We start from the raw sequence: 24,614 nt of genomic DNA on the forward strand, positions 1-24,614 counted from the left end.
TGTAAATTCTTGTCAGGCCGACTCACGTATCCAGCGCGTCAGCGAGGTACGATCGACATTTAACCGTTTCGCCACTAACGATTTATTATCCCTTTCCGCCTCTAATAATTGTCTCAAAATACGCAGGCGAATCGTTTTATAATCGCCAGCCAGCATCTGGCAGTCGTGGCAGGTAGTTGGCTCGCGTCGGCTCCCCTCTTCCAGATCGTCCAGCAAGAGGCGCCCCTCATCCAGCGTTGCCGGGGAGTGATCAATAGAGAGTACCAGCCGTTCGATAATATTGCTTAACTGCCTGACGTTTCCGGGCCAGGCGAAGCGCTGAAGCTCTTGCCACAGCGCCGGGGTTAACGTTAGTGCCGGGCGTTTATAATGCTGGCTGAAACTAGTAAGCAGCGACAGGCCGATGGCTTTGATATCCTCCGGACGTTTGCGTAGCGGGATGGTGGTCACTTTTAATACGTTAAGCCGATAGTAAAGATCTTCGCGAAATGTCCCGTCCGCAATGAGCTTCGTTAACGTCTGATTGGTCGCCGCAATCACGCGAATATCAACAGGTATCATCTGGTCTGAGCCCAGCCGCATAATCTGCCGCTCCTGCAATACCCGTAATAAGCGCGTCTGTAGCGGTTTATCCAGCTCGCTAATCTCATCCAGAAAAATGGTACCGTGGTGCGCTAATTCAAACAGGCCTATTTTGCCTTTCGGCGACGCGCCGGTAAATGCGCCGGCGACATAGCCAAAGAGTTCGCTCTCCAGAATCTGAGGGGCCATCGCGCCGCAGTTAATGGCGACAAACGGGCCGTTGACGCGTTGGCTGGCATTATGAATACTTTGCGCCAGCACCTCTTTCCCCGTCCCGCTTTCGCCATTAATTAAGATAGTCGCGTCCGTACCGGCATAATTTTTAATGATCGCCAGACGACGCAGCATTTCCGGGTTTTCGGTAAGCAGATCGTCGAAATGATAGCGGGCGCTCAAGCCGCGGCGAGACAGTTCCTGGCGGCGAACATGATGTTCTGCCCCCTGTAAACTGGAGACGGTTTGCATCGTCAACACTACCCGGCTTAACTGTCTGGCCGCAAATACCGGATACAGATTAACCACCATCGCGCCTTGCGGCGTATCGACGACTTTCGCGCTGACGGTTTTTCCCTCACGTAATGTATGCCGCTCCTGGTGCAATACCTGTTTCAGGAAAGATGCGTCATAAATCTCACCGGAGGCGTTAATTTTAAAAAGTTGGCTCGCATATTTATTGTAATGCAGTAACGCGCCGGTATCATCAAGCGTGATAACAGCTTTATCAAACTGATCGAGAATCAGCTGCAGATGATGACGCTCGAGTAATTGGCTGCGAAAAGCCAGATATAATGAGCGGGCTTCTTCCAGAGCTTCGGTTATTGAGGCGGGGCTGGAATCAAGTAAACGGAATTGCGAGCCCAGCGGTGAAAAATAATCCTGACAAACGGTATCGCCAACAATGCAATCTAATGGCGTGGACGCTAATTGCCGCTTCAGGCAAGAAATCGTTTCTTTATCATTTCCCTGTAAGGTAAAAATTTTATAGTTAATATTTAACTGTTCCGCTACGCGCGCGCATCCTTTGATCACACTGGAAAAGCCGACAATACCGACAGTGCCTTTTTGTCCTTTAAAAGGGATAAGCGCATCAAGAATGTCGTAGCCGGACATTTTAATTTCGACTACCGGTAATTTACTGTGCTTTTTTAATATTTCCGCACAGCCGCCACGACTAATCAGTACCTGGTGCCCACGGGACTCTAATAAAGGTAGCTCATCCAGGATACGATTAAGCGTCGTTTGATGAATAGTGACGGCGTAATCCAACTGCGCGACCAGCGCCTCGGCAGCCTTTGCCAGTTGCGGGTAAGGAGAGACAAAACAGAGAGGAGATGCGGCTATATCTTTCGTCTTATTCATCACTCACCATCCTGTTGGTTTATGAACGGGCGAGACCGCCCGTCGTGATTTATTTTCCGCCGAAACGCTAACCGCCTGCGGCGGCTGGGTTCAGTTTACGATCGTAGCGTTTTTTTATCCATACGGTCAGGAAGGGGGCGCACAGAGCGGTAATAATCGTCGAGGCCGCCACCTGCGCCGCCGCCGTCGACGCCAGGTCGGTAAAATGCGGATCGAGCAGCGCGATTGCCGCTGGCGTCGCGACGGCGTTGCCAGAGGTGGTGGAGACCGCCGCGCCTGCCACGCCGCTGCCTCCCGTCAGACGATCGGCGAAAATATTAAAAAATCCGCCAATCGCCACCGTCATGAGTCCCAGTAAAATGCCTGAAGAACCTGCCGTGATAAGTCGTGCGAAATCAATACCGTATCCTAACCCAAAGGCAAAAAAAGGAATCGTTACCACGCTGCCCTGTTTAAGAAACTTGCGCATGTCCTCATCCAGATTACCCAAAATCATGCCAATGATAATGGGAATAATAACCGCCACCAGATTCATAAAGGGTATCGACACCATGCCTGCCGACCCTAACGCCAGCATGGTGAAAAAGGGACCATCGTTCAACGATATTACCGCAATCGCGCCGCCGTCGGTTTCATCGCCGTACTCCCCCACCAACGCGGCATATAACCCACTGTTCGAGTTGGTCATCGCCGAAATAATCGCTAAAGCCGACAGACCTAATAACCCATCCGGGCCGCAAAATTTTCCGACCAGAATGCCAATAATCACGCCGCTGGCAAATTTCGCAAAGGTGATAGCAGCGCCTTTTTTCAGTGCTTTCGGCGCGGCTTTAAACTGGATATCCGCGCCCATACAGACTAAAAACATGCCTAAAATCGCCATTGCGCCATGCGAAATAGAAGTGACAAAACCGCCTATTTCCAGCGCCTCCGGGGCAAAGGTTTTAAACAATGCGCCGATGATTAGCGGTACAACCATCATACCACCAGGAAAACGTTCCAGTGTTTTTTTAATTTTCATAGCTTATTCCCAGGAGATAACCGGACAGCTTGTGCTGCCCGATTTGATATCAGAACGTCGGCGCGATCTTATAAATAGAGAATTCGTTATGACCTAAATCTTCTGATTTAGTCGTTTTCCCATTCGCGACACGTAAAATTTCCTGATAAATTTCCTCGCCCATTTGTGTAATAGAAGCCTCGCCAGACATAATGGCGGACACATCAATATCAATATTGTCCTGCATCATTTCCCACGTTGCTTTATTACCCGTAATTTTTATTACCGGCGCTATTGGGTTACCGGCAGGCGTTCCGCGACCCGTAGTAAAAATAACGATCTGCGCTCCACCCGCCACCATGCCGGAAATAGATTCAATATCCTGCCCCGGGGTATCCATAATCCACAGGCCCGGATGCGTTGGACTATCGGCATATTCCAGGACGCCCTGTAACGGCGCATGACCTGCTTTATGCATACAGCCTAACGATTTTTCTTCAATGGTAGTCAACCCGCCTTTAATATTGCCCGGCGTCGGCTGTCCCCCGCGAATATCCTCGCCCAGCGCTTTTGCTCGCGCCTCGCAGCCGACCACTAAATCAATAAGCTGTTGACCAACCTCCGGCGTCACCGCGCGTTTCGCCATCACATGCTCGGCGCCAATAAATTCCGTCGTTTCAGAAAGAATTGAGCTTCCGCCGCAGCGTATCAGCTTATCCGAGGCGACCCCGCAGGAAGGGTTAGACGCCAGCCCCGATGTCGTATCTGACCCGCCGCACTCCATCGCCAGCAGCAGCTCGCTAACCGGTGCTTGCTGCGGTTTTTGCATGGAGAGTTGTTGCGCATAGTCGCGGGCCAGCGAAATCCCTCTGGCCTGACATTTAAGCGTGCCGCCCTCTTCCTGAATGGTGATGCAGGAGGTCGGTTTGCCAAATGCGGTAATCTCTTCTGCGATGCGCAGCGGCTCCGCGCCTTCACAGCCTAAGCCCACAACCACAATAGCGCCGACGTTGGGATTATTCGCCACATTAATCAATGTCTTTTCCGTCAGACGCGCATCGCCTGCTACCTGGCAGCAGCCAAAATCGTTATTCACCCATGTCGCGCCTTTTACCTGCCGGGCAATATCCCGGGCGACTTTATTCGCACAAACGCTGGTAGGTAAAATCAGTACATAATTACGGATGCCAAAACGGCCGTCAGGGCGGCGGAACCCCAAAAAAGTCTCATTGCTCATAATCATTTTCCCTTGTTTTATATTATTTCCAGTCACCACGTCCGCGTTCACTTTCCACATTGTGGACGTGCACATAGTCGCCACTTTTTATTTCCTGAGTGGCGCGGCCAATGGATTCGCCATATTTATAAACTTCGCCATGAAAAGGCACATCGCAGATGGCGAATTTGTGACCAAATGGCACATCCTGATGTAACACAACGCTTATCTCGCGTTCGCCAATGAACATTGTGGCGGTTTCGCCGGCCTTGAGCGCCGTAATAGCCGTCGCGACGCAATCCTGAGGGTGAATCACCACTGCATTTTTTTTCACGATTAACTCCTTTGCTTTAGTCCTGTCTTCCCTAATCAAAAGGCGTGCCATTTTTTAATTGTATGTTTTATATGACTTTATTTTTATGGGCCGATCTGGCGGTGACAGGAACTGCGGTAATTTGCCTCAGTCGTGTCGCATTTTGCGTCACCTGCTCATGGACGCCTGGCGCGACAAATGTTCTACCCCCTGTTTTGACGTGCGTGTTTGGGCTATGCTATGCGGATCTAAACACCACCTCTAAAGCTACATTTGTAGCTGTATCGAAAACAGGACTACTGGCTGCCATGCAAGAGCAATACCGCCCGGAAGAGATAGAATCCAAAGTACAGCTTCACTGGGATGAGAAGCGCACATTTGAAGTGACCGAAGACGAGAGCAAAGAGAAGTATTACTGCCTGTCGATGCTTCCCTATCCTTCTGGCCGACTACACATGGGCCACGTACGTAACTACACCATCGGCGACGTGGTTGCCCGCTACCAGCGTATGCTGGGCAAAAACGTGCTGCAGCCAATCGGCTGGGACGCCTTCGGCCTGCCGGCGGAAGGCGCGGCGGTGAAGAACAACACCGCGCCGGCACCGTGGACGTACGACAACATCGCGTATATGAAAAACCAGCTCAAAACGCTGGGTTTTGGCTATGACTGGAGCCGTGAAATCGCGACCTGCACCCCGGAATACTACCGCTGGGAACAGAAATTCTTCACCGAGCTGTATAAAAAAGGCCTGGTGTACAAGAAGACTTCTGCCGTTAACTGGTGCCCGAACGATCAGACCGTTCTCGCCAACGAACAGGTGATCGACGGCTGCTGCTGGCGCTGCGACACCAAAGTTGAGCGTAAAGAGATCCCACAGTGGTTTATCAAAATCACCGCTTACGCAGACGAATTGTTGCGCGATCTGGATAAGCTGGACCACTGGCCTGATACCGTAAAAACGATGCAGCGCAACTGGATTGGCCGCTCTGAAGGCGTGGAAATCACCTTCGATGTGAAGGGTTACGATAACACCCTGACCGTCTATACCACCCGTCCGGATACCTTTATGGGCGCCACTTACCTGGCGGTGGCCGCCGGTCATCCGCTGGCGCAAAAAGCGGCGGCGAATAACGCCGAGCTGGCGGCGTTCATCGACGAATGCCGTAACACCAAAGTGGCCGAAGCCGAAATGGCGACCATGGAGAAAAAAGGCGTCGACACCGGCTATAAAGCGATTCATCCGTTAACTGGCGAAGAGATCCCGGTCTGGGCGGCAAACTTTGTCCTGATGGAGTACGGCACTGGCGCGGTGATGGCCGTTCCGGGTCACGATCAGCGCGACTACGAATTTGCCTCCAAATACGGTTTGACCATCAAGCCGGTGATTCTGGCCGCTGACGGTTCCGAGCCGGATCTTTCCGAACAGGCGCTGACCGAAAAAGGCGTGCTGTTTAACTCCGGCGAGTTCGACGGTCTGGCCTTTGAAGCGGCGTTTAACGCCATTGCCGATAAACTGGCGGAAAAAGGCGTCGGCGAACGTAAAGTGAACTATCGTCTGCGTGACTGGGGCGTTTCCCGTCAGCGTTACTGGGGCGCGCCGATCCCGATGGTCACCCTGGAAGATGGCACCGTGCTGCCGACGCCGGAAGATCAACTGCCGGTTATTTTGCCGGAAGACGTCGTCATGGACGGCATCACCAGCCCGATCAAGGCCGATCCTGAGTGGGCGAAAACCACCGTTAACGGTATGCCGGCGCTGCGTGAAACCGACACCTTCGACACCTTTATGGAATCGTCATGGTACTACGCGCGTTACACCTGCCCGCAGTATCAGGAAGGAATGCTGGATTCCAAAGCCGCCAACTACTGGCTGCCAGTCGACATCTACATCGGCGGTATTGAACATGCCATCATGCACCTGCTCTACTTCCGCTTCTTCCATAAGCTGATGCGCGATGCGGGCATGGTCACCTCTGACGAGCCGGCTAAGCAGTTGCTGTGTCAGGGCATGGTGCTGGCGGATGCGTTCTATTATGTCGGCGAGAACGGCGAACGTAACTGGGTTTCGCCAGTTGACGCTATCGTCGAGCGCGATGAAAAAGGCCGCATCGTCAAAGCAAAAGACGCAGCGGGTCATGAGCTGGTCTACACTGGCATGAGTAAAATGTCCAAGTCGAAAAATAACGGTATCGACCCGCAGGTAATGGTTGAACGTTATGGCGCGGACACGGTACGCCTGTTTATGATGTTCGCTTCTCCGGCGGATATGACTCTGGAATGGCAGGAGTCCGGCGTAGAAGGCGCAAACCGCTTTATTAAACGCGTCTGGAAGCTGGTTTACGAACACACCGCTAAAGGTCCTGTCGCGGCGCTGAACGTCGATGCGCTGAGCGAAGATCAAAAAGCGCTGCGTCGCGATGTGCATAAAACCATTGCCAAAGTGACCGATGATATCGGCCGCCGTCAGACGTTCAACACCGCCATTGCGGCGATCATGGAGTTGATGAACAAACTGGCGAAAGCCCCGCAGGAAGGCGAACAAGACCGCGCACTGCTTCAGGAAGCGCTGCTGGCCGTCGTGCGTATGCTTAACCCGTTCACCCCGCACGTCTGCTTTACCTTGTGGCAGGAACTGGGTGGCGAAGGCGATATCGACAACGCGCCGTGGCCGGTAGCCGACGAGCAGGCAATGGTGGAAAACACCACGCTGGTTGTCGTGCAGGTTAACGGTAAAGTTCGCGGTAAGATCACCGTTGCGGTGGATGCCACCGAAGAACAGGTGCGTGAACGTGCAGGCCAGGAACATCTGGTGGCAAAATATCTTGATGGCGTTACCGTGCGTAAAGTGATTTACGTTCCGGGTAAACTCCTCAATCTGGTTGTTGGCTAAGCGCGGGAGGAAGCGTGCGATATCTGGTAACACTGTTGTTATCTCTGGCGGTGCTGGTCACCGCCGGGTGCGGCTGGCATCTGCGTAGCACTACGCAGGTTCCGGCTTCAATGAAAACGATGATCCTCGATTCCGGCGATCCGAACGGTCCGCTAAGTCGTGCGGTACGTAATCAGTTACGGCTGAATAACGTAAACCTGCTTGATAAAGACACAACGCGCAAAGACGTTCCGTCTCTGCGGCTTGGAACGGTGACTATTTCGCAGGATACGGCGTCAGTGTTCCAGGACGGCCAGACGGCGGAATATCAGATGGTAATGACCGTCAATGCCTCGGTATTGATTCCGGGTCATGACATCTATCCTATCAGCACGAAAGTGTACCGTTCGTTCTTCGATAACCCGCAGATGGCGTTGGCGAAGGATAACGAGCAGGCCATGATCGTTCAGGAGATGTACGACAAAGCCGCTGAACAGCTGATTCGTAAGCTGACCAGCGTCCGCGCGGCGGATATTCAGGCGACGAAAGAGGAGGCTACCGCCGACAATGAGACGGCGGCGCCCGCCTCTACGCCAGCACGCGTCTCCACTACGCTGAGTAACTAATGATCAGGTTGTATCCTGAACAACTCCGTGCGCAGCTCAACGAAGGGCTGCGTGCGGCATATCTGCTATTGGGCAACGATCCGCTGCTGCTGCAGGAAAGTCAGGACGCTATTCGTCTGGCGGCTGCGTCGCAAGGCTTCGAAGAGCACCACGCTTTTACTCTCGATCCCAGTACCGACTGGGGATCGCTTTTCTCACTCTGCCAGGCGATGAGTCTGTTCGCCAGCCGTCAAACGCTGGTGCTGCAACTGCCGGAAAACGGGCCTAACGCGGCAATGAATGAGCAACTCGCCACGCTGAGCGAGCTGCTGCATGACGACCTGTTATTAATAGTACGCGGAAACAAGCTCACCAAAGCGCAGGAAAACGCCGCCTGGTATACCGCGCTGGCAGACCGTAGCGTTCAGGTCAGTTGTCAGACGCCGGAGCAGGCGCAGCTTCCCCGCTGGGTGGCCGCCAGAGCGAAAGCACAGAATTTGCAACTGGATGACGCCGCGAACCAACTGCTGTGCTATTGCTATGAGGGCAATCTGTTGGCGCTGGCGCAGGCGCTGGAACGACTGTCGCTGCTTTGGCCTGACGGTAAGTTAACGCTTCCTCGCGTGGAGCAGGCCGTCAATGACGCCGCCCACTTTACCCCTTTCCACTGGGTGGATACGTTACTGATGGGGAAAAGCAAACGCGCGCTGCACATTCTGCAACAGCTACGCCTTGAAGGCAGTGAGCCGGTCATTCTGCTGCGGACCCTCCAGCGAGAGCTGCTGCTACTGGTAAATCTCAAACGTCAGTCCGCGCATACGCCGTTACGCGCGCTGTTTGATAAACACCGGGTCTGGCAAAACCGTCGCCCCATGATCGGCGACGCGTTGCAGCGTCTCCATCCTGCGCAGCTTCGCCAGGCCGTGCAGTTACTGACGCGTACAGAAATTACGCTCAAACAGGATTATGGTCAGTCGGTATGGGCAGATCTTGAAGGGCTGTCGCTCCTGCTCTGCCATAAGGCGCTGGCAAACGTATTTATTGATGGGTGATATGAAATCGTTACAGGCTTTATTCGGCGGCACCTTTGATCCGGTGCATTATGGACATCTTAAACCTGTTGAAACGCTGGCGAATCTGATCGGCTTATCGCGGGTGATTATTATGCCTAACAATGTGCCGCCGCATCGCCCCCAGCCGGAAGCCTCCAGCGCGCAGCGTAAATATATGCTGGAGCTGGCTATCGCCGATAAGCCGCTTTTTACGCTGGATGAACGCGAGCTACAGCGAAACGCGCCCTCTTACACTGCGCAAACGCTGAAAGCATGGCGCGAAGAACAGGGCCCCGAAGCGCCGCTGGCGTTTATTATCGGCCAGGACTCGCTGCTTAACTTCCCCACCTGGCATGATTACGACACCATCCTTGATAACACTCACCTGATCGTTTGTCGTCGTCCCGGCTACCCCCTTGAAATGACGCAGGCGCAACACCAGCAGTGGCTGGAACAGCATCTGACCCATACGCCAGACGATCTGCACCAGTTGCCAGCCGGTAAAATTTACCTGGCGGAAACGCCCTGGCTTAATATCTCCGCAACCCTCATCCGCGAACGGCTGGAAAAAGGCGAGTCCTGCGACGATCTGTTGCCGGAAAACGTGCTGAACTACATCAATCAGCAGGGGTTATACCGGTAAGCACATTGCGCAGCGCCGACAGCAGACGCTCGTTTTGCGCAGCGCTGCGTATCGCCACACGATAATAGCGGCTGTCCAGCCCCGGGTAGTTAGCGCAGCTACGAATTAAAATCCGCTGCGTCAGCAACCGCCGCTGCAGGTCAATATCCTCTCGCTCACAGCGTAACAACAGATAGTTTGCCCGCCCGGGATAGACCGTCAGCAGGGGGAGCTGACAAAGCGCCTGATAAAACCGGGCGCCCTCCTCCCGTAACCAATGCCAGGTCGCCTGTTGCCAGGCGCTATCCTGTAACGCTACCTCACCGGCCAGCGCCGCCAGCGCGTTAACCGACCACGGCATTTGTTGGCGACGCATCCGCGCCACCGCCGCGTCATTGCTATTGACGAGATATCCCAACCGCAGGCCGGGAATGGCATAAAATTTGGTCAGCGAACGCAGCACCCAGATATGCGGATTATCTTTAAGAGCAGGAATAAAGCCCGTCTCATGCGGAATAAAATCGATAAACGCTTCATCCAGGATCAGGTTAATGTTCAGCGATTTGCAGCGATCGGCAATGGCCTGTAATAACGGCCGCTCCGGCAGCAGGCCGGTAGGATTATTGGGCGTACACAGAAACAGGCAGTCCAGATCGGGCGTCAACGCCTCAAGAATGGCATCGGTAAGCTGCCAGCCATCCGCTTCGCGTAGAGACCAGCGACGAATTTCACAGCCACTTTGCGCCAGCGCCCGGCCATACTCCGCGAAACCTGGCGTGACAATCATTGCACGACGCGGTTTAAGACCGCTCGCCACGGTAAAGATTGACTCCGTCTCGCCATTTCCCGCCAGTATCCACGATGCCGGCACCTGATGATGACGCGCCAGCGCCTGGTGCAAATGAAAATAATCGGCGTCCGGGTAGCGCTCAATGCAGTCCAGATTGTCGATAAGCGCGCGTTTCACGCTGACAGGCATACCCAGCGGATTAATGTTTGCGCTAAAATCCAGTAACTGGTCAGGCGAGATGCCCAACACCGTCGCGGCTTCCCGAATATTACCGCCATGCGCGCTGTTGAATAACGCCATTATGCCTCCGGCCAAAAAACGCTATTTTAGTGAAAAAAACGTTGCGCAATCAGGGGCATTATCATGTTTTGCGCATTTAACCTCATGAGGAATACCATGCGATTGTGGCTGGTGCGTCATGGCGAAACCGAGGCCAATGTCGCCGGGTTGTATAGCGGACATGCTCCCACGCCGTTAACGGAAAATGGGATTGGCCAGGCGAAAACGCTACATACTTTATTGCGCCACGCGCCATTTGACCGGGTGTTATGCAGCGAGCTGGAACGCGCGCGCCATACCGCCCGGCTCGTACTGGAGGGCCGGGATACGCCGCAACACATCTTACCTGAGCTTAATGAGATGTACTTCGGCGACTGGGAAATGCGCCATCACCGCGACCTCGCCCATGAAGATGCCGAAAGCTATGCCGCCTGGTGTACGGACTGGCAGAATGCGGTTCCGACCAATGGCGAGGGTTTTCAGGCTTTTACCCGGCGCGTAGAGCGCTTTATCTCGCGACTCGACGCGTTCAGCGATTGCCAGAACCTGCTGATCGTCAGCCATCAGGGCGTACTCAGCCTGTTGATTGCCCGTCTGCTCGCAATGCCCGCCGCCTCGCTATGGCATTTCCGGGTAGAACAGGGATGCTGGAGCGCAATCGACCTGTGCGAAGGGTTCGCCACCCTGAAAGTATTAAATAGTCGTGCCGTCTGGCGGCCTGAGTGATGAATTTTCCGTTTTTTCTCGCCGCAGCGGTTTCGCCCATTGACAGCCCCCGACAGGCTGTTATTCTCCGCAGCCAGACTTTTTTCACCTTGCAGAGCTTTGCAGAAATTGTTTTACAAAAATGGCGATGCTTTCTGTGACGTGGGATGGGATGATAATCTGGTTTTAAACGCCGATCCGGCGACATAAGTCCCGGTATCGCTGCTAATTCAGGTATACTACACGGCGTCCCGCCGGAAGGTTAGCGTTAACTCGCAACGCCTTACCGGTCCAGCCTGTTGGCCTTTTTTCTATCGTTATAACGCAATTATTCACCCAGGGGGAAAACTTGCAGGGTAAAGCACTCCAGGATTTTGTTATCGACAAAATTGATGACCTGAAAGGTCAGGACATCATCGCCTTAGATGTTCAGGGTAAATCCAGTATCACCGACTGTATGATTATTTGTACCGGCACCTCCAGCCGTCACGTTATGTCTATTGCCGACCACGTGGTGCAGTCGTCGCGCGCGGCCGGTATGCTGCCATTGGGCGTCGAAGGCGAAAATGCGGCTGACTGGATTGTCGTCGATCTGGGCGATGTGATTGTGCATGTCATGCAGGAAGAAAGTCGCCGCCTGTATGAACTGGAAAAACTCTGGAGTTAATGCGTGAAGCTGCAACTTGTCGCTGTCGGCACGAAGATGCCCGACTGGGTTCAAACGGGATTTACGGAATATCTGCGTCGTTTTCCGAAAGATATGCCCTTTGAGCTGATCGAAATCCCTGCGGGCAAACGCGGCAAGAACGCGGATATCAAACGCATTCTCGACAAAGAGGGCGAGCAGATGCTGGCCGCCGCCGGTAAGAATCGCATTGTTACCCTGGATATTCCAGGCAAGCCGTGGGATACGCCGCAGTTAGCCAATGAGCTGGAGCGCTGGAAACAGGACGGGCGCGACGTCAGTTTGCTGATTGGCGGCCCGGAAGGATTATCTCCCGCCTGCAAAGCGGCAGCGGAACAGAGCTGGTCGCTCTCGGCGTTAACGCTCCCTCACCCGCTGGTTCGGGTTCTGGTTGCGGAGAGTTTGTACCGGGCGTGGAGCATCACAACCAACCACCCTTATCACCGTGAGTGATCGTGAAGTCTTGAGAAGATTAAGCAGCGGATGAAACGACAAAATTCTTTTCGTGACTATACGGCTGAGTCCGCACTATTTGTGCGTCGGGCGCTGGTCGCCTTTTTGGGTATTTTGCTGCTGACCGGCGTACTGATCGCCAATTTGTATAATCTGCAAATCCTCCGTTTTACCGATTACCAGACCCGCTCGAACGAAAACCGTATCAAGCTGGTGCCAATTGCGCCAAGCCGCGGGATAATCTACGACCGCAACGGCATTCCCCTTGCGCTGAACCGCACTATCTATCAGATTGAAATGATGCCGGAAAAGGTGGATAACGTTCAGCAAACGCTGGATGCGCTACGCAGTGTGGTCGATTTAAACGACGACGATATCGCCGCCTTTAAAAAAGAGCGCGCCCGATCCCATCGCTTTACTTCTATTCCGGTGAAAACAAACCTGACGGAAGTTCAGGTCGCGCGCTTTGCTGTCAACCAGTACCGTTTTCCGGGCGTCGAAGTCAAAGGCTATAAACGCCGCTATTATCCATACGGATCGGCGCTGACCCACGTTATCGGCTACGTATCGAAAATCAATGATAAAGACGTCGAGCGTCTCGACAGAGAAAACAAACTGGCGAACTACGCCGCCACCCATGACATCGGCAAGCTGGGCATTGAGCGCTACTATGAAGATATTCTGCATGGGCAAACCGGTTATGAAGAGGTTGAAGTCAACAACCGCGGTCGCGTTATTCGCCAGCTTAAAGAGGTGCCGCCGCAGGCCGGACACGATATCTACCTGACGCTGGATCTCAAGCTCCAGCAGTATATTGAAACGCTGCTGGCAGGCAGTCGCGCGGCGGTGATTGTCACCGATCCGCGTACCGGCGGCGTGCTATCGCTGGTCTCCATGCCAAGTTACGACCCTAACCTTTTCGTGGACGGCATCTCCAGCAAAGATTACTCCGGGCTGCTTAACGACCCGAACACGCCATTAGTGAACCGCGCGACTCAGGGTGTCTACCCACCCGCTTCTACCGTTAAGCCTTACGTCGCCGTATCGGCATTAAGCGCTGGCGTCATCACCCGTAACACCAGTCTTTTCGACCCTGGCTGGTGGCAGTTGCCGGGGTCTGAGAAACGTTATCGCGACTGGAAAAAATGGGGCCACGGGCATCTGAATATCACCAAATCCCTTGAAGAGTCGGCGGATACCTTCTTCTATCAGGTGGCCTATGACATGGGGATCGATCGCCTGTCAGAATGGATGGGTAAGTTCGGCTATGGTCACTATACCGGAATTGATCTCGCAGAAGAGCGCTCTGGTAATATGCCGACCCGCGAGTGGAAACAGAAACGCTTTAAAAAACCGTGGTATCAGGGCGATACGATTCCAGTAGGCATCGGCCAGGGTTACTGGACGGCAACGCCGATTCAGATGAGTAAGGCGCTGATGATCCTTATTAACGACGGTGTAGTTAAAGTCCCGCACCTGTTAATGAGCACCGCGGAAAACGGTAAACAGGTGCCGTGGGTACAGCCGCATGAGCCGCCGGTGGGCGATATTCACTCCGGCTACTGGGAAATTGCGAAAGATGGCATGTATGGCGTCGCCAACCGCCCTAACGGCACGGCGCATAAATATTTTGCCAGCGCGCCCTATAAAATCGCGGCGAAGTCGGGCACCGCGCAGGTCTTTGGCCTGAAGGCCAACGAAACGTACAATGCGCATAAAATCGCCGAGCGCCTGCGCGACCATAAATTAATGACCGCCTTTGCGCCGTATAACAATCCCCAGGTCGCCGTCGCGATCATCCTTGAAAACGGCGGCGCAGGCCCGGCAGTAGGCACGATCATGCGCCAAATCCTTGATCACATCATGCTGGGCGACAACAACACCCATTTGCCTGCGGAAAACCCGGTGGTTGCAGCGGCGGAGGACCAATAATCATGACGGATAATCCGAACAAAAAAACCTTCTGGGATAAAATTCATATCGATCCCACGATGCTACTTATTCTGCTGGCGTTACTGGTTTACAGCGCGTTGGTCATCTGGAGCGCCAGCGGCCAGGACATCGGCATGATGGAGCGTAAAATCGGTCAGATTGCGATGGGGCTGGTGGTTATGGTGGTGATGGCGCAGATCCCGCCGCGCGTGTATGAAGGCTGGGCGCCCTATCTCTATATCATTTGTATCATTCTGCTGGTCGCCGTTGATGCCTTCGGCGCAATATCCAAAGGCGCGCAGCGCTGGCTCGATCTGGGAATCGTTCGCTTTCAGCCTTCGGAAATAGCCAAAATCGCCGTGCCGCTGATGGTCGCCCGCTTTATTAACCGTGACGTCTGCCCGCCCTCGCTGAAAAATACCGCCATCGCCCTGGTATTAATCTTTATGCCTACCCTGCTGGTCGCCGCCCAGCCGGACCTGGGGACGTCTATTCTGGTCGCCCTTTCCGGTCTCTTTGTCCTATTTTTGTCTGGCCTGAGCTGGCGCTTAATTGGGGTCGCCATTGTATTGATCGCTGCGTTTATTCCTATTTTGTGGTTTTTCCTGATGCACGATTACCAACGCCAGCGCGTCATGATGCTCCTTGATCCGGAGACCGATCCGCTGGGCGCGGGCTATCATATTATTCAGTCTAAAATCGCCATTGGCTCAGGCGGCCTGCGCGGTAAAGGCTGGCTCCACGGCACCCAGTCGCAGCTGGAGTTTTTACCCGAACGCCATACCGACTTTATTTTCGCGGTACTGGCGGAAGAGCTCGGTCTGGTGGGCATCCTGATTCTGCTCGCGCTTTATATTTTGCTAATAATGCGCGGTCTGTGGATTGCCGCCAGAGCGCAAACTACATTTGGTCGCGTGATGGCTGGCGGATTAATGTTAATATTATTCGTTTATGTCTTCGTAAATATTGGTATGGTGAGCGGTATTCTGCCTGTGGTTGGAGTACCTTTACCCCTGGTCAGCTACGGGGGCTCCGCACTGATTGTGCTGATGGCCGGGTTCGGGATTGTGATGTCGATCCACACCCACAGAAAAATGTTGTCGAAAAGCGTATAAGGGGTGCGCAATGCGTAAGCAGTTGCCTGTAATCTGCGTCGCGGCAGGGATAGTACTACTCGCGGCATGTACTAATGACGGCGGTCAGCAGCAAACCACCGTCGCGCCGCAACCTGCGGTATGTAATGGTCCGACTGTGGAAATCAGCGGAGCGGAACCGCGTTATGAACCTCTGAATCCGACCGCAAACCAGGATTATCAGCGTGACGGTAAAAGTTATAAAATCGTTCAGGACCCGTCCCGCTTTAGCCAGGCTGGCCTGGCCGCTATTTATGATGCGGAACCCGGCAGTAATTTAACCGCCTCCGGGGAGATGTTCGATCCGATGCAGCTTACCGCCGCCCATCCGACACTGCCTATCCCCAGCTATGCGCGAATCACCAACCTGGCCAACGGTCGCATGATCGTCGTGCGTATTAACGATCGCGGCCCCTATGGCACCGATCGGGTCATCTCCCTGTCCCGCGCGGCGGCGGATCGTCTGAATACCTCGAATAATACTAAAGTACGGATTGACCCTATTATCGTAGCGCCGGATGGTTCGCTCTCCGGCCCGGGGATGGCCTGTACGACGGTGGCGAAACAGACCTACGCTCTGCCCCCGCGCCCTGATTTAAGCGGCGGAATGGGAAGCGCCTCTTCAGCGCCTGCGCAACCGCAAGGCGACGTTCTTCCGGTCAGTAATTCCACGTTGAAAAGTGACGATACCACCGGCGCGCCGGTGAGCAGCAGCGGCTTCCTCGGCGCGCCGACTACGCTGGCGCCTGGCGTGCTGGAGAGTAATGAACCGACGCCGGCACCACAGACAGCGCCGGTTTCCGCGCCGGTGACGGCTCCAGCGACTGCGACGCCGGTAAGCGCGCCTGCTGCCGCGGCCCCGGTATCTGCCCCGGTGAGTGCGCCAGCCGCCGCGGCGAGCGGTCGTTTCGTCGTCCAGGTCGGCGCCGTCAGCGATCAAACGCGTGCGCAGCAATACCAACAGCGTTTAAGCCAGCAGTTCAGCGTACCAGGACGCGTAATACAAAACGGCGCGGTCTGGCGTATTCAACTGGGGCCTTTTGCCAGTAAAGCCGAAGCCAGCGCGTTACAGCAACGTTTGCAAACAGAAGCACAATTACAGTCCTTTATCGCCAGCGCGCAATAACCGATCGCAGGTATCTGTACTGTCAATTTCTGTAAATGACATTAACAAAGTCACGCGGAAAGTCAGATGCCTGCCAGTTATGCTTTTGCTATAGTAGGGCTCTTTTTTTAATTTCATCACGGACGTCGTAGTTCAGACCATGAAGACCACTTTTTCCGCTCGTTTTATGCAGCGCATGGCGCTCACCACGGCGCTTTGTGCCGCTTTTATCTCAACCGCACATGCCGATGACCTGAATATCAAAACTATGATCCCGGGTGTTCCGCAGATCGATGCGGAATCCTACATCCTGATCGACTACAACTCCGGCAAAGTTCTGGCGGAACAAAACGCCGACGAACGTCGCGACCCGGCTAGTCTGACGAAGATGATGACCAGTTACGTCATCGGACAGGCAATGAAAGCGGGTAAATTTAAAGAAACCGACCTGGTTACCGTCGGTAATGACGCCTGGGCCACCGGCAATCCGGTATTTAAAGGCTCCTCGCTGATGTTCCTCAAGCCGGGAATGCAGGTACCGGTCTCTCAGTTGATACGCGGCATCAATCTGCAATCCGGCAATGACGCCTGTGTGGCGATGGCTGATTTCGCCGCCGGTAGCCAGGATGCTTTCGTCGGGCTGATGAACAGCTATGTGAACGCGTTGGGGCTGAAAAATACCCACTTCCAGACCGTACACGGCCTGGACGCCGACGGACAATACAGTTCAGCTCGCGATATGGCGCTGATTGGTCAGGCGTTAATTCGCGATGTGCCTAACGAATATGCCGTTTATAAAGAAAAAGAGTTCACCTTTAACGGCATTCGCCAGTTAAACCGTAACGGTCTGCTGTGGGATAACAGCCTGAATGTGGACGGCATCAAAACCGGCCATACCAGCAAAGCGGGCTATAATCTGGTCGCTTCCGCAACCGAAGGTCAGATGCGATTGATTTCCGCCGTGATGGGCGGACGGACCTATAAAGGCCGTGAAACAGAAAGCAAAAAACTGCTGACGTGGGGCTTCCGTTTCTTTGAAACCGTTAATCCGCTGAAGGCTGGTAAAGAGTTCGCCTCTGAACCCGCCTGGTTTGGTAATACCGATCGCGCCTCGCTGGGCGTTGATAAAGACGTTTACCTGACGATCCCTCGCGGTCGCATGAAAGATTTGAAAGCGAGCTATGTACTGAATACCGCAGAACTGCACGCGCCGCTGCAGAAAAACCAGGTGGTTGGCACTATCAACTTCCAGCTGGACGGTAAAACCATCGAGCAGCGTCCGCTGGTCGTACTGCAAGAGATCCCGGAAGGGAACTTCTTCGGTAAAATCATTGATTACATTAAATTAATGTTCCATCACTGGTTTGGATAAAAATTGAACGCTTGAAAGTGTGATTTTCGTCCCCATATACTATGCATCAGTAAAACTCCCGCCCAGTGGCGGGAGTTGTTATTTTTTTACGTAATGCCGGAGCTGACATGAAAACCAAACTTAACGAACTGCTTGAATTCCCTACGCCATTTACTTACAAAGTAATGGGGCAGGCGTTACCTGAGCTGGTTGATCAGGTGGTTGAAGTGGTACAGCGCCATGCGCCTGGTGATTACTCTCCGACGGTAAAACCGAGCAGCAAAGGCAACTACCACTCGGTCTCTATCACCATTAATGCCACCCATATTGAACAGGTTGAAACGTTGTACGAAGAACTGGGCAATATTGATATCGTGCGAATGGTATTGTAATACATCCAGACGGTTACCCGGTCTTATCCGGGTAACTCCCCGCCTCCCCCGCTGTGATATACTTTCCTCTCTTTTTTCATTCTCTACGGAGATGCCGTTTTGTATCAGGATAAAATCCTTGTCCGCCAGCTCGGCCTTCAGCCCTATGAAGCTATCTCTCAGGCCATGCATAACTTTACCGATATGCGCGATGAAAACAGCCATGATGAAATCTGGTTGGTTGAGCATTACCCGGTGTTTACCCAGGGCCAGGCCGGTAAAGCGGAACATATATTGATGCCTGGCGATATTCCCGTTGTGCAGAGCGATCGTGGAGGACAGGTGACCTATCATGGTCCGGGCCAACAGGTAATGTACGTTTTACTTAACCTGAAACGACGTAAACTGGGCGTGCGTGATTTAGTCACCCTACTTGAACAGACCGTGGTGAATACGCTGGCTGAAATTGGTATTGAGGCGCATCCGCGCGCCGATGCGCCGGGCGTCTACGTGGGTGAAAAGAAAATCTGCTCGCTGGGTTTACGTATCCGTCGCGGCTGCTCATTCCACGGTTTAGCGCTAAACGTTAACATGGATCTTTCTCCTTTCCTGCGTATCAACCCGTGTGGTTATGCCGGCATGGAAATGGCCAAAATAACGCAGTGGAAGGAAGATGCTACCACGGATAATATTGCGCCCCGCTTGCTGGCGAATATTTTAGCTCTGCTAAATAATCCACCGTATGAATATATTGCTGCTTAATGCGTAAAATATAATGGCCCAAGAAATTTATGGGTCATTAATCATATATGATTTGAATGCTTTACTTCTCCCCCCGCTTTCTATATTTTCGTTATATCCCTGCTGTAGCCGCCAGGCGGCATGGCCTCTTCAGTCCTCATGATGAGGAATTTTCCGTGAACAAAATCCCGGCCTTGCTGTTACTTATCTTATTGAAATGACTAAAAATACATTCATAAGAGTAATTTTAAAACCAACCCATAAATGCAAAATATACTATTTCATCTATTATTCATAATACGAATGAATTCGGAGCCAGAGCGTGAGTGATAATAATCAGGCAGAAAGACAACCGGCCGATCAACACCTACAGGACAAACCGCAAATTTTCAGAACACTGAGAAATATTGACCTCAATCTGTTGACGATTTTCGAGGCCGTATATGTCCATAAAGGGATCGTCAATGCAGCGAAAATTCTTAACCTGACGCCGTCAGCCATTAGCCAGTCCATTCAAAAATTACGGACTATATTTCCCGATCCGCTGTTTATTCGCAAAGGCCAGGGCGTAACGCCCACGACGTATGCTACGCATCTGCACGAATACATCAGCCAGGGGCTGGAATCTATTCTTGGCGCCCTGGATCTTACGGGCAGCTATGATAAGCAACGCACCATTACAATTGGCACGACGCCTTCGGTCGGCGCGCTAGTGATGCCGATTATTTACCAGGCCATCAGGCCGCGTTATCCTCAGCTTTTGCTGCGCAACATTCCGGTAGACGATGCCGAAAGCCAGCTTAGTCAGTTTCAGACCGATCTCATTATCAATACCCATAGCTATAACAACCGGAGCATTCAGCATCACGTCCTGTTTAGCGATACGCTTGAGATTGTCTGCCGCCAGCATCACCCGTGTCTGGCGAACGCCATTACTGAAGAGAGACTGAACAGCGCGGATCACACCTTTCTGATGCTGGAGGGACAACATCTTTCCCTGCTGCGCCAGCGACTGCAGGAGACATTTCCCGATCAGCAAATCAGTTTTAGCAGCTACAATATTTTTACCATTGCCTCGCTGATCGCCAGCAGCGATCTGCTGGGACTGATGCCCACCCGCTTCTACGACTTATTTAGCCGTTGCTGGCCGCTTGAACGCCTTCCCTACGCGCCGGTGAATAGTGAACAGGTCGAGTTCTCGCTGCATTACAATAAACTGAGTCTGCGCGATCCGGTGCTGGAGAACGTCATTGATATCATCCGTGAGGCGTTCTGACAAAAATGTTGCATTCAGGTCACGGAAGATATGGGCAAACAGCACAAAACAACAACTATTTTACATTTTGCCGGGCTGTCAGGCTGCTTTATGGCCCTTATCAATGATATACTGCGTGTCACAAATTCAAAAATAGTTGATAAATACAACTTTCCCTTGAATTGAAACGCTTTCCTTCGTTATTCGCAACTGGAACACGCACGCTATGAGTAAACCCATTGTGATGGAACGCGGTGTAAAATACCGCGATGCCGATAAGATGGCTCTTATCCCGGTTAAAAATGTGGTCACAGAGCGCGACGCTCTACTACGTAAACCGGAATGGATGAAAATAAAACTTCCGGCGGATTCTACCCGTATCCAGGGCATCAAAGCCGCAATGCGCAAAAATGGCCTGCATTCTGTCTGCGAGGAAGCGTCTTGCCCAAACCTGGCTGAATGTTTCAACCACGGTACCGCTACGTTTATGATCCTTGGCGCCATTTGCACTCGCCGCTGTCCGTTCTGTGATGTCGCCCATGGCCGCCCCGTTGCGCCGGATGCGGAAGAGCCGCAGAAACTGGCGCAAACGATCGCCGACATGGCGCTACGCTATGTGGTCATCACCTCTGTCGACCGTGACGATCTGCGTGACGGCGGTGCCCAGCATTTTGCTGACTGCATCACTGCCATCCGTGCCAAAAGCCCGGAGATAAAAATAGAGACCCTGGTGCCAGACTTCCGTGGACGTATGGATCGCGCGCTGGATATCCTTAACGCGACGCCGCCGGATGTGTTTAACCACAACCTGGAAAACGTGCCGCGTATTTACCGCCAGGTTCGTCCGGGCGCCGATTACAACTGGTCGCTGAAATTACTGGAACGCTTCAAAGAAGCGCACCCGGAAATTCCGACAAAATCGGGTCTGATGGTGGGCTTAGGCGAAACCAATGCGGAAATCATTGAGGTTATGCGCGACTTACGCCGTCACGGCGTTACCATGCTGACGCTTGGTCAGTATCTACAGCCAAGCCGCCATCACCTGCCGGTACAGCGTTATGTCAGCCCGGAAGAGTTTGACGAGATGAAAGCGGAAGCCCTGGCGATGGGCTTTACCCATGCCGCCTGTGGCCCCTTTGTGCGTTCTTCGTACCATGCTGATCTCCAGGCCAAAGGCATGGAAGTGAAATGATCGTGTAATAGACGCTTACATTTCAGGCAAAAAAAACCGGCAACTCGCCGGTTTTTTTACTCTGCGGAGCAAGCGCATCGCGCTATTACTCTTTGTGCGAGAGTTTTTCAGCCTGAACGCTACCGTCGACGTCTTTCTTAACGCCCGCGTCTTCATCGTTCATTGCTTTCTTGAATCCTTTAATCGCCGTGCCCAGGTCTCCGCCCAGCGTACGTAACTTCTTGGTACCAAACAGCAGAACAACCAGTGCGGCAACCACCAGCAGTTTGGTAATACTAATCTCACCCATAGATACCTTCTTCACTAAAAACAGGCTGCGTAACGCGCCGGATTAACCTGAGAATATTAACGGTCTTTCGACGCGCGCACACAATAGCAATCTGTAACAAGGTGAATCAAGCTTTGCGTAAAAAAACATCATAATAATTGCGGTGGCGCAAATCGTCGTTGCTGCAAAAGAGGAAGTTGCTCCCGCACCTGGTCTATTCGTTCTCTGAATATTTCCGCGACGATCAGCGCCGGACGATCGGCTGCCGCGGCTATCGTTACCCCCAACGGATCGATAATACGACTTTGACCAATATTACGATTACCACACTCCCCGGCCGCAATCATATAGCAGGTGGAATCCAGCGCTCTCGCCGCCAGCAGCGTCGACCACTGCTGCTCTTTCAACGGGCCGCGAACCCAGCCCGTCGGCAGCGCCAATACGTCAGCCCCCTGTAAAGCCAGCGCTAACGCCATATCCGGAAAGCGCAGGTCATAACAGGTCATAAGCCCCACCTTAACCCCCTCCACGTCCAGCACAGGCGCGATAACGGTTCCGGCATCAATACTTTGGGATTCTTGCATCGAAAACGCATCATAGAGATGCAGCTTCGCGTAACGCGCGACAATGTGACCCGCCCGTAGCGCCACCAGCATATTAACCGCCCGTCCAGGCGTTGACGGGACAAGGATAGTGAATATCGTCGTCATATTATTATGAGCGCTTTCTTCCAGAAGCCGCGTCATAAACGCGCCATCCAGCGGCTGCGCGGCGCGAATCGGCAGGTCAAGGTCGATGTCATCTCGCGCTAATATCCCCTCAGGCAACACCAGAAGCGATACGCCGCGGCCCGCCGCCTGAGCCATTAACGAAACGCAAACTTGCGCATTCTCTTCCCATACAGAACTCACCACAAACTGCCCGGCTGCAACGAACATATCCCCTCCCACACCTCTGTCAGGACTCGCCAATTATGCGTGTTCGGCGTTACACTCCTCTTGTATAGCAATTAAATAAAGGATTCGGCAGTGTTACAGCTTCTTTTAGCAGTTTTTATTGGCGGTGGAACGGGGAGCGTAGCCCGGTGGATGCTCAGTATGCGTTTTAATCCGCTTCATCAGGCGATTCCCATCGGTACGCTAACAGCAAATTTGCTTGGCGCGTTTATTATCGGCATGGGGTTCGCCTGGTTTAACCGCATGACACATATCGATCCGATGTGGAAAGTGCTCATCACAACCGGCTTTTGCGGCGGCCTGACGACCTTTTCTACTTTTTCTGCCGAAGTGGTATTCTTGCTGCAAGAGGGGCGCTTTGGCTGGGCGCTGCTGAATGTGCTGATTAACCTGTTGGGTTCGTTTGCCATGACGGCGCTGGCATTCTGGCTATTTTCCGCCGCAGCGGCGCGTTAAGCGCAAAAAAACCCGCCGAAAGGGCGGGTTTTGAAATCTTGCTGTCGGACGTATGCTTACAGAGCAGTTACGTTTGCAGCGGAAGGGCCTTTGGCACCGTTAGTGATTTCGAACTCTACGCGCTGACCTTCAGCCAGAGTTTTAAAACCATTGGTCTGGATTGCAGAGAAGTGTACGAACACGTCTTTGCTGCCATCTTCCGGAGTAATGAAACCGAATCCTTTGGATTCATTAAACCACTTAACGTTACCTTTAATCTTAGACATCAAAATTACCTTTACATGAAAAATAGACACAAATGCTGTGTCGGATACCAGTACAACAATTGTGATGCATTTTGTCCAGTCGAACTTTGCGAAAAAGTGATAAATATCGCGTTAATTTTTAGCTAACCCTGTCTACTTATTGTTTTTTAAGGCTTTTTAATTCACAACTGAAGAATACCCTTCCCCGTCAAAACTGGAAACGCATCCAGGCGAAATAGACGTTTCCGTTGTTATACGAACCCGGAATGTAGGTCATCTGAAAGGTAGCGGGACCATAGCCTATCGACGCTAAAGGCAACAGCACAGGGATGGGAATATAATTCCAGTTGTCGCGCGCGGTAACGCCTGCGGTAAAGCCCAGTCCCAGACGAAAATTATCGTCTTCCAGCGGTCGCCAGGTTTTTTCCCAGCCATAACCGCCTATGGGTTCCCATTTGTTAAATGAATCTTTAAAGGCCATCATATAGAGGCCATGCCAGTTGCCTTTGTCGTCCCAACGCGACTGACCAAAACCAACGCCCCACGGCCGCTCGTTATAGCGATCCGTTTTCTCTTTATCGTAGGCAAAGCGCGCATGCCAGGTAATGGCGGGGACATACAAATCATAATGCTCAGGCTGTCGCCACGTTTCTGTGACGTTATCGGTAAACGTGTTAAACCACCCTTTATCCGCCGCAGAGACTGAAGGAATAGCCAGCCATGGCATCAAAAGGAGAGCAATAATAAGAAAATACTTTCTGATGATCATCGCAACATACATACCGTTCAAAAATTCGACTGTGATAATAACAACATTAACCTGAATAAAATCTTAACAAACTATAAACAGAGAATAATCTGAGAGAGTATCGGGTTAACGGCGTTTGATTTAGCACTCAGAACCGTCACGCGCTCCTTAATAAGCTTTCACAAAAAACACAAAACAAAGCACAACAAATAAAACAATAAAATAACAATAAATTAATACTTATAGCACTACAGAAAATTCGTATAAACATATTTCATCTTTAGCGATGACATGAAAAAATAACCGCGCCGTGATTTTAATCAGTAAGGC

At 52.6% G+C, this 24,614-nt stretch carries 25 protein-coding genes; 16 read left to right on the top strand and 9 right to left on the bottom strand.

Annotation, left to right across the window (positions count from 1 at the left end):
* Nucleotides 1–12: 12 nt before the first annotated feature.
* From ACLJNW_RS11625 to ACLJNW_RS11640, 4 genes are all read right to left on the bottom strand, one after another.
* A complete protein-coding gene (locus ACLJNW_RS11625) occupies nucleotides 13–1,941 on the bottom strand; it encodes a sigma-54 interaction domain-containing protein (RefSeq protein ID WP_024154501.1) in 1,929 nt (642 codons plus the stop codon).
* Nucleotides 1,942–2,008: 67 nt separating this feature from the next.
* Entirely contained in the window at nucleotides 2,009–2,962 is a 954-nt protein-coding gene (locus ACLJNW_RS11630; RefSeq protein ID WP_000694477.1) for a 2-keto-3-deoxygluconate permease, read from the bottom strand.
* Nucleotides 2,963–3,011: 49 nt separating this feature from the next.
* A complete protein-coding gene (locus ACLJNW_RS11635; RefSeq protein ID WP_001675440.1) occupies nucleotides 3,012–4,184 on the bottom strand; it encodes a UxaA family hydrolase in 1,173 nt (390 codons plus the stop codon).
* 16 nt (nucleotides 4,185–4,200) lie between these two features.
* On the bottom strand, nucleotides 4,201–4,542 hold the full coding sequence (locus tag ACLJNW_RS11640) for a UxaA family hydrolase (protein WP_001574029.1): 342 nt from the start codon (nucleotides 4,540–4,542) through the stop codon (nucleotides 4,201–4,203).
* A gap of 236 nt (nucleotides 4,543–4,778) precedes the next feature.
* Between ACLJNW_RS11640 and leuS the strand changes: the two genes are divergently transcribed.
* Genes leuS through nadD form a run of 4 tightly spaced genes read left to right on the top strand, consistent with a single transcriptional unit; the run spans nucleotide 4,779 to nucleotide 9,640 of the window.
* On the top strand, nucleotides 4,779–7,361 hold the full coding sequence (gene leuS / locus ACLJNW_RS11645) for a leucine--tRNA ligase (protein ID WP_023204470.1): 2,583 nt from the start codon (nucleotides 4,779–4,781) through the stop codon (nucleotides 7,359–7,361).
* Between the two features lie 14 nt (nucleotides 7,362–7,375).
* Entirely contained in the window at nucleotides 7,376–7,966 is a 591-nt protein-coding gene (gene lptE / locus ACLJNW_RS11650; protein ID WP_001269950.1) for an LPS assembly lipoprotein LptE, read from the top strand.
* The gene (gene holA / locus ACLJNW_RS11655; protein WP_024154503.1) at nucleotides 7,966–8,997 is read left to right on the top strand and encodes a DNA polymerase III subunit delta; all 1,032 of its coding nucleotides are present in this window, start codon (nucleotides 7,966–7,968) and stop codon (nucleotides 8,995–8,997) included. Before lptE ends, holA begins: the two co-directional genes overlap by 1 nt.
* A 1-nt stretch (nucleotide 8,998) precedes the next feature.
* The gene (nadD, locus tag ACLJNW_RS11660) at nucleotides 8,999–9,640 is read left to right on the top strand and encodes a nicotinate-nucleotide adenylyltransferase (RefSeq protein ID WP_001518902.1); all 642 of its coding nucleotides are present in this window, start codon (nucleotides 8,999–9,001) and stop codon (nucleotides 9,638–9,640) included.
* On the opposite strand, the gene cobD is transcribed toward nadD, so the two are convergent.
* Complete coding sequence (gene cobD / locus ACLJNW_RS11665; RefSeq protein ID WP_058663579.1) at nucleotides 9,615–10,709, bottom strand: threonine-phosphate decarboxylase CobD; 1,095 nt, start codon at nucleotides 10,707–10,709, stop codon at nucleotides 9,615–9,617. The two genes, nadD and cobD, sit on opposite strands and share 26 nt — an antisense overlap.
* 96 nt (nucleotides 10,710–10,805) lie before the next feature.
* On the opposite strand from cobD, the gene ACLJNW_RS11670 reads away from it, so the two are divergent.
* The 11 genes from ACLJNW_RS11670 (at nucleotide 10,806) to lipA (ending at nucleotide 21,611) form a co-directional block, all read left to right on the top strand.
* On the top strand, nucleotides 10,806–11,414 hold the full coding sequence (locus ACLJNW_RS11670; RefSeq protein ID WP_021294496.1) for an adenosylcobalamin/alpha-ribazole phosphatase: 609 nt from the start codon (nucleotides 10,806–10,808) through the stop codon (nucleotides 11,412–11,414).
* A 328-nt stretch (nucleotides 11,415–11,742) separates the two neighbouring features.
* The gene (rsfS, locus tag ACLJNW_RS11675) at nucleotides 11,743–12,060 is read left to right on the top strand and encodes a ribosome silencing factor (protein ID WP_001161670.1); all 318 of its coding nucleotides are present in this window, start codon (nucleotides 11,743–11,745) and stop codon (nucleotides 12,058–12,060) included.
* Between the two features lie 3 nt (nucleotides 12,061–12,063).
* Nucleotides 12,064–12,531, top strand: coding sequence for a 23S rRNA (pseudouridine(1915)-N(3))-methyltransferase RlmH (gene rlmH, locus ACLJNW_RS11680; RefSeq protein WP_000776107.1), 468 nt, complete (start codon nucleotides 12,064–12,066; stop codon nucleotides 12,529–12,531).
* Nucleotides 12,532–12,561: 30 nt separating this feature from the next.
* Complete coding sequence (gene mrdA / locus ACLJNW_RS11685; RefSeq protein ID WP_000828700.1) at nucleotides 12,562–14,463, top strand: peptidoglycan DD-transpeptidase MrdA; 1,902 nt, start codon at nucleotides 12,562–12,564, stop codon at nucleotides 14,461–14,463.
* Between the two features lie 2 nt (nucleotides 14,464–14,465).
* Nucleotides 14,466–15,578, top strand: coding sequence for a peptidoglycan glycosyltransferase MrdB (gene mrdB / locus ACLJNW_RS11690; RefSeq protein WP_000131713.1), 1,113 nt, complete (start codon nucleotides 14,466–14,468; stop codon nucleotides 15,576–15,578).
* A gap of 10 nt (nucleotides 15,579–15,588) precedes the next feature.
* Complete coding sequence (rlpA, locus tag ACLJNW_RS11695) at nucleotides 15,589–16,722, top strand: endolytic peptidoglycan transglycosylase RlpA (protein WP_001231303.1); 1,134 nt, start codon at nucleotides 15,589–15,591, stop codon at nucleotides 16,720–16,722.
* 139 nt (nucleotides 16,723–16,861) lie between these two features.
* Nucleotides 16,862–18,073: a D-alanyl-D-alanine carboxypeptidase DacA gene (gene dacA, locus ACLJNW_RS11700; RefSeq protein ID WP_000858711.1), complete on the top strand. Its 1,212-nt coding sequence runs from the start codon at nucleotides 16,862–16,864 to the stop codon at nucleotides 18,071–18,073.
* A gap of 107 nt (nucleotides 18,074–18,180) precedes the next feature.
* On the top strand, nucleotides 18,181–18,444 hold the full coding sequence (gene ybeD, locus ACLJNW_RS11705) for a DUF493 family protein YbeD (protein WP_000850547.1): 264 nt from the start codon (nucleotides 18,181–18,183) through the stop codon (nucleotides 18,442–18,444).
* Nucleotides 18,445–18,543: 99 nt separating this feature from the next.
* A complete protein-coding gene (gene lipB, locus ACLJNW_RS11710; protein ID WP_000284009.1) occupies nucleotides 18,544–19,185 on the top strand; it encodes a lipoyl(octanoyl) transferase LipB in 642 nt (213 codons plus the stop codon).
* A 301-nt stretch (nucleotides 19,186–19,486) separates the two neighbouring features.
* Complete coding sequence (locus ACLJNW_RS11715) at nucleotides 19,487–20,440, top strand: YbeF family transcriptional regulator (protein WP_001282817.1); 954 nt, start codon at nucleotides 19,487–19,489, stop codon at nucleotides 20,438–20,440.
* A 205-nt stretch (nucleotides 20,441–20,645) separates the two neighbouring features.
* Nucleotides 20,646–21,611: a lipoyl synthase gene (gene lipA, locus ACLJNW_RS11720; protein WP_000042640.1), complete on the top strand. Its 966-nt coding sequence runs from the start codon at nucleotides 20,646–20,648 to the stop codon at nucleotides 21,609–21,611.
* A gap of 85 nt (nucleotides 21,612–21,696) precedes the next feature.
* On the opposite strand, the gene tatE is transcribed toward lipA, so the two are convergent.
* On the bottom strand, nucleotides 21,697–21,900 hold the full coding sequence (gene tatE / locus ACLJNW_RS11725) for a twin-arginine translocase subunit TatE (protein WP_000503938.1): 204 nt from the start codon (nucleotides 21,898–21,900) through the stop codon (nucleotides 21,697–21,699).
* Nucleotides 21,901–22,028: 128 nt separating this feature from the next.
* Nucleotides 22,029–22,817 carry a deaminated glutathione amidase gene (locus tag ACLJNW_RS11730; protein ID WP_001523350.1) on the bottom strand — a complete coding sequence of 263 codons (789 nt, stop codon included), beginning with the start codon at nucleotides 22,815–22,817 and terminating at the stop codon, nucleotides 22,029–22,031.
* Between the two features lie 90 nt (nucleotides 22,818–22,907).
* Between ACLJNW_RS11730 and crcB the strand changes: the two genes are divergently transcribed.
* Nucleotides 22,908–23,291, top strand: a complete 384-nt coding sequence (gene crcB / locus ACLJNW_RS11735) for a fluoride efflux transporter CrcB (protein WP_000939753.1) — start codon at nucleotides 22,908–22,910, stop codon at nucleotides 23,289–23,291.
* A 56-nt stretch (nucleotides 23,292–23,347) separates the two neighbouring features.
* On the opposite strand, the gene cspE is transcribed toward crcB, so the two are convergent.
* Nucleotides 23,348–23,557 (bottom strand): transcription antiterminator/RNA stability regulator CspE, encoded by a 210-nt coding sequence (gene cspE, locus ACLJNW_RS11740; RefSeq protein WP_000034826.1) that lies wholly within the window; start codon nucleotides 23,555–23,557, stop codon nucleotides 23,348–23,350.
* Between the two features lie 187 nt (nucleotides 23,558–23,744).
* Nucleotides 23,745–24,317 carry a lipid IV(A) palmitoyltransferase PagP gene (gene pagP / locus ACLJNW_RS11745; protein WP_072209497.1) on the bottom strand — a complete coding sequence of 191 codons (573 nt, stop codon included), beginning with the start codon at nucleotides 24,315–24,317 and terminating at the stop codon, nucleotides 23,745–23,747.
* Nucleotides 24,318–24,614 lie beyond the last annotated feature (297 nt).

It is taken from the genome of Salmonella sp. SAL4457, from assembly GCF_046548235.1.
Taxonomy (GTDB): Bacteria; Pseudomonadota; Gammaproteobacteria; order Enterobacterales; family Enterobacteriaceae; genus Salmonella; species Salmonella enterica.